Source organism: Pedobacter sp. (genome assembly GCF_035566355.1).
In the GTDB taxonomy this organism is placed as follows: Bacteria; Bacteroidota; Bacteroidia; order Sphingobacteriales; family Sphingobacteriaceae; genus Pedobacter.
Genome location: NZ_DATMRL010000329.1, coordinates 1 through 6541, shown reverse-complemented (window position 1 = coordinate 6541; position 6541 = coordinate 1). Strand labels below are relative to the sequence as shown.

Here is a 6541-nt window from a genome sequence, read left to right as displayed (position 1 = left end):
TTTAAATGTGACTTTTATCACACCCGGATACTCAGACACAAATAATAATTTTATTATGACGACAGTCGGCTTAGAGTTTCTCTGCTAACCCCTAAGTAAGAAGCAATTACAGTTTTTGAAACCCTCGTATGCAAGGTTGGATACTGGGAAAGCAATTGTCTGTAACGTTCTGCAGCACTGTGGCTTAATAGGGCTAAGACACGTTTCTGTAAAGCGATATTTCCCGTTGTGTATTTCTTCCGGAAAAAAAATTCCATTTTTCTGGAGCTGGCGCAAAGTCTTTCTTTACTTTCAAAAGAAATCGATAGTGTTTCTGTATCCTCCAGGCAATCCACATTCAGCGTAGCAGGAATTCCGTTATTAAAGGCATTGGGATCAGAAAACCACCATTCTTCCATAGCAAGTTGCAGAATATGTTCTCTACCTTCCGGATCTGTATAAGCCGATTTAACGATCCCCTTTACAACAAAATGTTCGTGACTGTTTACATCACCAGCTTGTACAATATATTGGTGTTTCCTATATCTTCGCCTGGTAAAAAAGGTAATGGCATACTGGAATTCCTCATCAGTTAACTCTACAATCTGATGAATATGCTCCCTCAATTTTACTTCCATACTCACATCTATAGTTTAGTTACCCAAGTAGTTAACTGAGTAATTTGTCTTTCGCTTCATCTGCTGTTGTTAAGAAATTAATTAATCTGCCTTTATTACTCTCAAAGATAAAGTCTCTGATACTTTTACCTGGATATTTTCCAAAATCCCCTACTATGGCAAGTCTTACTCTATAATTGGAAAACTTTTGTAATATTTCACCGGCGAGTCCTGTTTTCAAATCAAAAAAAACAGGGGTTATATTATTTTCATAAATGATTATACTTTCAAAATCCTGGTAATACAAATCAACAAGCAGTTGTAATCCTTCTTCAGCATTATTTATTAAAACAGAATCCGAAATAACCTCAGCTAATTTACGTTCCCCGATCCTGTGTGTTTTTATATTCATAATCAAGCTATATTGTAAGCACCTTTGATGAAATCCGATTAAGCGGTTTTAACGTTTTGCTATTATCAATTGACGATTTAACCATAAAGATTAAATTTTAAACTGTAAGAGCCAAGTTAATTCCGAAATTTTATAATTTGCATGATGAAGTTTACCAGAATTGCCCCACATCCTGACCTCGAACCATTCATCGAATGCTATTGGATGATGCAGTCCGGTAACTCCACCCCAAAAATTGAAAAGATTATTCCTGACGGATTTACAGAACTGATCTTTAATTACGGAGATGTATACAAATCAAAAATTAGTGGAGAGTGGCAATTCCAATCACCAAATTTATTTGCCGGACAGATCACCAGTTATTTCTACCTTGAAAATACTGGTTGGACTGGATCTTTTGCTATAAAACTAAAACCAGCTGCATTAACTCAATTATTTGGACTGAATATGGTTGCCTACCTCGACCGGATAATTGACCTGGATAGTTTTCCTCATGTTCAGCTTGCCAATTTAAAAAACTTTTTTTTGCCTTTTGAAGATGAGCATAAACTCAAACAGCTTTTAGATGATCACTTCCTGGAACTCTGTAAAAATGCAGCTGAAAATCCATTGGAAAATGCACTGACAATCATCTTTAAAAGTAACGGAACAGCATCTGTAGCAGAGCTTGCAACTGCTGCAGGCGTTAATGAACGACAGTTGGAACGTCTTTTCAAAAAGTACATCGGACTTGCGCCTAAATATTATTCCCGCATTATAAAATTCAATCATATCTTTCAACTCATCAAAGAGGAGAAGTGTACCTGGTCGGAGATCGTGTACCAATCTGGTTATTATGACCAAAGTCACTTTATCAGAAACTTTAAAGCATTTACAGGGGAAGATCCATCATCTTATTTCTTTGAAGAAAGAAATATGGCCAATTTTTTTTTAAGAAAATAAAGAGACAGTCGGGTTTGTACAATACAGCAATAACAAATCATCCTATTTTTGAAGGAAAAAACATCATGACAGTCAAAAAACTACTTCTGCTTGTTCCATGCCTATGCATGTTGATCATGAACAATGTTCACGGGCAGGAAAGCCAAAAACAAAAATTCAAAGCACTAGATTGGTTAGTTGGAAAATGGATCCGTACCAATGCCAAGCCTGGGTATTCAGGCTATGAAATCTGGGATAAAGTCTCGGATTTGAAACTGATTGGAAAGGGTGTAACACTCAAAGGAAATGGTGTTACTTTCACAGAGAACCTCCAATTCATCACGAAAGGAAACGACATTTTCTATGTTGTAACGATCACGGGTGAAAAAGAACCTGTTCTTTTCAAATTGACACAAATTGACAGTCAAAGTTTCATATGTGAAAATCCAGCACATGATTTTCCAAAGAAAATCACATATAGGTATGACGGAAAAAACATCAAAGCGGTGATCTCCGGGGACGGAAAGAGTATGGACTACGATTTTGTCAGAATCAATTAGTTTCAGACTTTAATTTCATCACCTGGCTAAGTAAACCAGGAAGACCAGTTTCTGGATTAACCTTATCGTTATTCCAAAAACTCATTACGCAACTTACGTATTGGTTTCTAACTGGAGCGTTTACAAAGTAAACCGTCAGTGTTTGACCTCCGCTCATCCTCACTAATGCTGAGGTCAAACCTTTAAAATCATAAATGATCTTTTTTGCCCGAACTTCAGTCCCTTCAAAAACTACATTAACCGTATCCTCTGACAACACTCTTCCATTTTTCTTTGCTTTAATTACTTTGTATCTGTTCAGAACATCTTCCCTTGCTTCCAACTCATCTTTATGAACACTCCAACTCATTTGACCGTGTCCCGGACACTGGGTATTCCCAACTCCCATCCAGTAACATTGATTTCCAAGAGCGATCTTTCTTCCTGCAAAGTTTATACTATCAATTTGCAAGGATTGATAAACACTATCTGGAATACTTTTGTTGAGCAACAGTTGTACAAAGCTCCTTTCAAAAAACCTATCCTTCTTATTTAAACTTGCAAAAGTTACTGTCATGAGCATTTTATCCGAATTTTCTACAAAATAATAGGAAGTCATTTGAGTAATCCCATCCGGGCCCGGTTCAGATTTGAAAACATAAAAATTTGGTTGCAGGATCAAACTGTCAGATACCCCAAGATCCTCTTCTTTTATGCCATATTTTTTTGCCCCTTTTAGGATATTTTTTTTTGATATCCCCTGATTAATAATCGTACTGGTAATTTCGATTCCATCAATGTTATAAAAATTAGTCCCTTTATTGGAAATAGCCTGCAATCTGGAAAATAGTTGATCATTGCCTTGCCCAAAACAATAAGAATAACTTAAATAGAATAACAATACAACAACGCCTTTTTTCATAAGCAATATATTTACGATATAAGCACCAAAGTTAAGAAACAGGTTTCATGAAGATAAGCAATTATTTCGATGTTGATATTGCGAATTGGACTACCTATTTTGTTCATATTGGACTATCCTTATGATCCATCCGGATTGTAATTTTGTGCATATTATAAATATTAAAACGATGAACTTTTCCATACAACAACCATTAGAAAACGAAAGAGTTAAACTTGTTCCTTTAGAGAACAATGACTTTGATGCTTTGTATCAAGTTGCTTATGACAAGGAAGTCTGGATGCAACATCCCAATAAGGACCGCTGGAAAAAAGAAGTTTTCCAGCTTTTCTTCGAAGGTGCTATTCAGAGCAACGGGGCCTTCAAAATTATAGATAAATCCACCAATGATATTGCAGGATGCACACGCTTTTATGACTATAAAGAATCAGACAACAGTATCCTGATCGGATATACGTTTTATGCAACAAAGTACTGGGGAACCGGATTAAATCCATCAGTCAAGAAGTTAATGATGGACTACATCTTTCAGTTTGTAAATAGAATATTGCTTCATGTAGGTGCTGGTAATCTAAGATCACAGATTGCAGTAGGTCGGTTAGGAGCAACTAAAATAGCTGAAGAGAATGTAGCGTATTATGGCGAAGCTTCCAAACTAAACTTTATATATGAAATCAAAAAGGAGGACTATTTATCTGCTTCTCAAACTAATTAAACATGTATATACCAGCACAATTCCAGTTTAAAGACCAGCAGCAAGTTATCGACTTTATGCAACATTACAGTTTTGCGACACTAGTGACTGCCAAAGATCAATTACCCATTGCTACCCATCTCCCCTTTCATATCGAATTACGGGATGGCGCAGTTATTCTTTCCTCCCATTTTGCAAAAGCGAACCCACAAGCCCGAGAATTGGTTGATCGTCCGGCCTTGGTCGTTTTTAACGAACCCCATGCCTATATAGCACCAAAAAACTACGATAAACAGGAAAATGTGCCAACCTGGAATTATATCGCAGTTCATGCTTATGGAAAGGCTTCTATTCTTCATGAAGAAATTCAACAACTTGAGCTGATGGAAAAAATGATCTTCACCTACGACCAGGGTTATCTGGAACAATGGGCAAACCTTTCCATGACCTTTAAACTAAAGATGCTCAAAGGGATCGTTGCCTTTGAGATCACCGTCAATGACCTCCAGGCCCAGCAAAAATTAAGTCAGAACAAAACGGAAAACGAGAGAAAAAAGATTATTAAAGACCTGGAAAACAGCAAATACAGCACAGAACAAGATTTAGCCTCCTACATGAAACACACATAATTTCTTGGCAGGAAACGCACTTATTGTTACTTTTATTAAAAAATCTACCATGAATATTGAAGAATTGCGCGACTACTGCCTCCAAAAACCCGGTGTAACAGAAGATTTTCCCTTTGGCGATCAAACGCTTGTGTTTAAAATAGGTGGCAAAATTTTTCTCCTTATTGGCCTTGAACAAGGAAACCGCTTTAACGCAAAATGTGATCCCGAACGCGCAGAAGAACTAAGAGAGCAATACGACGCGATCATTCCTGGTTATCATATGAATAAAAAACACTGGAACACTGTTTACATGGACGGAATGCTGAAACGCAGCTTACTTCATGAGCTTATCGACCATTCTTATGACCTTGTTTTAACCAGCCTACCGAAAGCACAACGTGAATTGATCCCAAGATAAGTTAAACATCCAATTCATGTCGCAGTAAGGAATATAAGACCAAGTCCAGGAACTCATTATTCACCAACTCTGCCTGTCTTAAAAGACCTTCCCTTCTAAAGTTCAGTTTTTCAGGAACAGCCTGACTTCTTAAATTACAGACCGCTGCCTTAATCTCGATCCTGTTCAAGCCTAATTCATTAAATCCATAATTGATTATCGATTTGCACGACTTTGTGACAATACCCTTTCCTTCAGCTTCTTTGATTAACCAATAGCCTATAGCCCCACTTCTATTCAGTATATTTAAATGATGCAATCCAATTCTCCCTACAACAACCTGTTCATACAAAATAGCAAAGCTGATTTCCTTTTGTTGCTGAATAAGTACCTCACTCCCTTTAATATACGCCTTCAGATCGTTAACCGATTGCATATTGCCTACCCATGGCAAAAATGCAGAAAGGTGCTTGCGGTTGTTATCTATAGCATTAAATAGGACATCTGCCTGCGACTCATGAGTTAATTCAAGTTTGATATGATCATCTACATTTAAAGAAAAGACACTATTCTGCTTCATAACGCAAGTTACAAAATTCCTTTTTTCCACCGCCTGTGCGACCAAAGCCAATAAGCTGGTTCATCAAAAATCGTGTCCTGAAGTTTACCCGCAAAAGTTCTGGTAATTTCCTGATCACCGGTTAGCGGCGCAGATTCTGTAATTAAAGAAAATATAAGTTCCCAGCAATCGTCCGTTTTTCGTTTTAGATCAAGGTAAACCACCACGGAATCTGTAGCAATTGCTAACTTTTCGGCACCATTAAACATCGTGGTAGACTGATGGAGAAAGCTAAACTGTTCTTTATCCTTCATTCCTGGAAACTGATCTGCGATAAAAATGCTCATCTGAGGCTGGCCCTTTTGTTTAAGGAGATAACGCAATGCCTGATTTGAAGGAACCAGATGCATTCCAAAGCGCGTTCTTATACGATGTATCAGCTTACCCATAACAGGACTAGTAACAGGCTTATAAATCGCATTTATTGGAAAAGGGAAATAAGATGGCAAAATATTCAGGTATTCCCAGTTGCCATAATGACCTAAAACAGCAATTATACTTCTATTTTGTTTGTAGAAACCCATAATCATTTCTCTATTGGAGATCTGGAGCTTTTTACGCGCAATATTTCGTGGCATTGTACACAGTCTGGCGGTTTCTATGACCATTGTAGACAGATGCCTGTAAAATGCTTTAGAGATCTGCCTGATTTCCGAGTAAGACCTGTTAGGCAAAGATCTGGATAGATTTTGAAGGACCACTTCGTATCTATATCGCAGCAAGTTATATGTAATAAAGTAAAAGGTATTTCCAAACACCATTTTTGAGATCGGGAAAGGCAACAGACCAAACAAAACCAGGAAAGCATACAGCAAACGATAATATAGGAC

General features: G+C 37.3%; 10 protein-coding genes. 5 read left to right on the top strand and 5 right to left on the bottom strand.

Features of this window, described 5'->3' with window-relative positions; genetic code table 11:
* Positions 1 to 53: 53 nt before the first annotated feature.
* Positions 54 to 617, bottom strand: coding sequence for a Crp/Fnr family transcriptional regulator (locus VNZ46_RS12760; protein ID WP_325560499.1), 564 nt, complete (start codon positions 615 to 617; stop codon positions 54 to 56).
* Between the two features lie 31 nt (positions 618 to 648).
* Complete coding sequence (locus VNZ46_RS12755) at positions 649 to 1008, bottom strand: DUF4180 domain-containing protein (RefSeq protein WP_325560498.1); 360 nt, start codon at positions 1006 to 1008, stop codon at positions 649 to 651.
* A gap of 141 nt (positions 1009 to 1149) precedes the next feature.
* Between VNZ46_RS12755 and VNZ46_RS12750 the strand changes: the two genes are divergently transcribed.
* Both VNZ46_RS12750 and VNZ46_RS12745 read left to right on the top strand, forming a co-directional pair.
* Positions 1150 to 1950, top strand: a complete 801-nt coding sequence (locus VNZ46_RS12750; RefSeq protein ID WP_325560497.1) for a helix-turn-helix domain-containing protein — start codon at positions 1150 to 1152, stop codon at positions 1948 to 1950.
* Positions 1951 to 2066: 116 nt separating this feature from the next.
* The gene (locus tag VNZ46_RS12745) at positions 2067 to 2489 is read left to right on the top strand and encodes a DUF6265 family protein (RefSeq protein WP_325560496.1); all 423 of its coding nucleotides are present in this window, start codon (positions 2067 to 2069) and stop codon (positions 2487 to 2489) included.
* Here VNZ46_RS12745 and VNZ46_RS12740 read toward each other — a convergent pair.
* Positions 2482 to 3390 carry a hypothetical protein gene (locus tag VNZ46_RS12740; protein ID WP_325560495.1) on the bottom strand — a complete coding sequence of 303 codons (909 nt, stop codon included), beginning with the start codon at positions 3388 to 3390 and terminating at the stop codon, positions 2482 to 2484. The genes VNZ46_RS12745 and VNZ46_RS12740 overlap by 8 nt on opposite strands.
* Positions 3391 to 3559: 169 nt before the next feature.
* Here VNZ46_RS12740 and VNZ46_RS12735 point away from each other — a divergent pair, with 169 nt between their 5' ends.
* Genes VNZ46_RS12735 through VNZ46_RS12725 form a run of 3 tightly spaced genes read left to right on the top strand, consistent with a single transcriptional unit; the run spans position 3560 to position 5113 of the window.
* Positions 3560 to 4105, top strand: coding sequence for a GNAT family N-acetyltransferase (locus tag VNZ46_RS12735; RefSeq protein ID WP_325560494.1), 546 nt, complete (start codon positions 3560 to 3562; stop codon positions 4103 to 4105).
* Positions 4106 to 4107: 2 nt separating this feature from the next.
* The gene (locus VNZ46_RS12730; protein ID WP_325560493.1) at positions 4108 to 4713 is read left to right on the top strand and encodes an FMN-binding negative transcriptional regulator; all 606 of its coding nucleotides are present in this window, start codon (positions 4108 to 4110) and stop codon (positions 4711 to 4713) included.
* A gap of 49 nt (positions 4714 to 4762) precedes the next feature.
* A complete protein-coding gene (locus tag VNZ46_RS12725) occupies positions 4763 to 5113 on the top strand; it encodes an MmcQ/YjbR family DNA-binding protein (RefSeq protein ID WP_325560492.1) in 351 nt (116 codons plus the stop codon).
* A gap of 1 nt (position 5114) precedes the next feature.
* On the opposite strand, the gene VNZ46_RS12720 is transcribed toward VNZ46_RS12725, so the two are convergent.
* Both VNZ46_RS12720 and VNZ46_RS12715 read right to left on the bottom strand, forming a co-directional pair.
* Positions 5115 to 5672, bottom strand: coding sequence for a GNAT family protein (locus VNZ46_RS12720; protein WP_325560491.1), 558 nt, complete (start codon positions 5670 to 5672; stop codon positions 5115 to 5117).
* Between the two features lie 8 nt (positions 5673 to 5680).
* A partial coding sequence (locus VNZ46_RS12715; RefSeq protein ID WP_325560490.1) for a lysophospholipid acyltransferase family protein occupies positions 5681 to 6541 on the bottom strand: 861 nt, incomplete at its 5' end.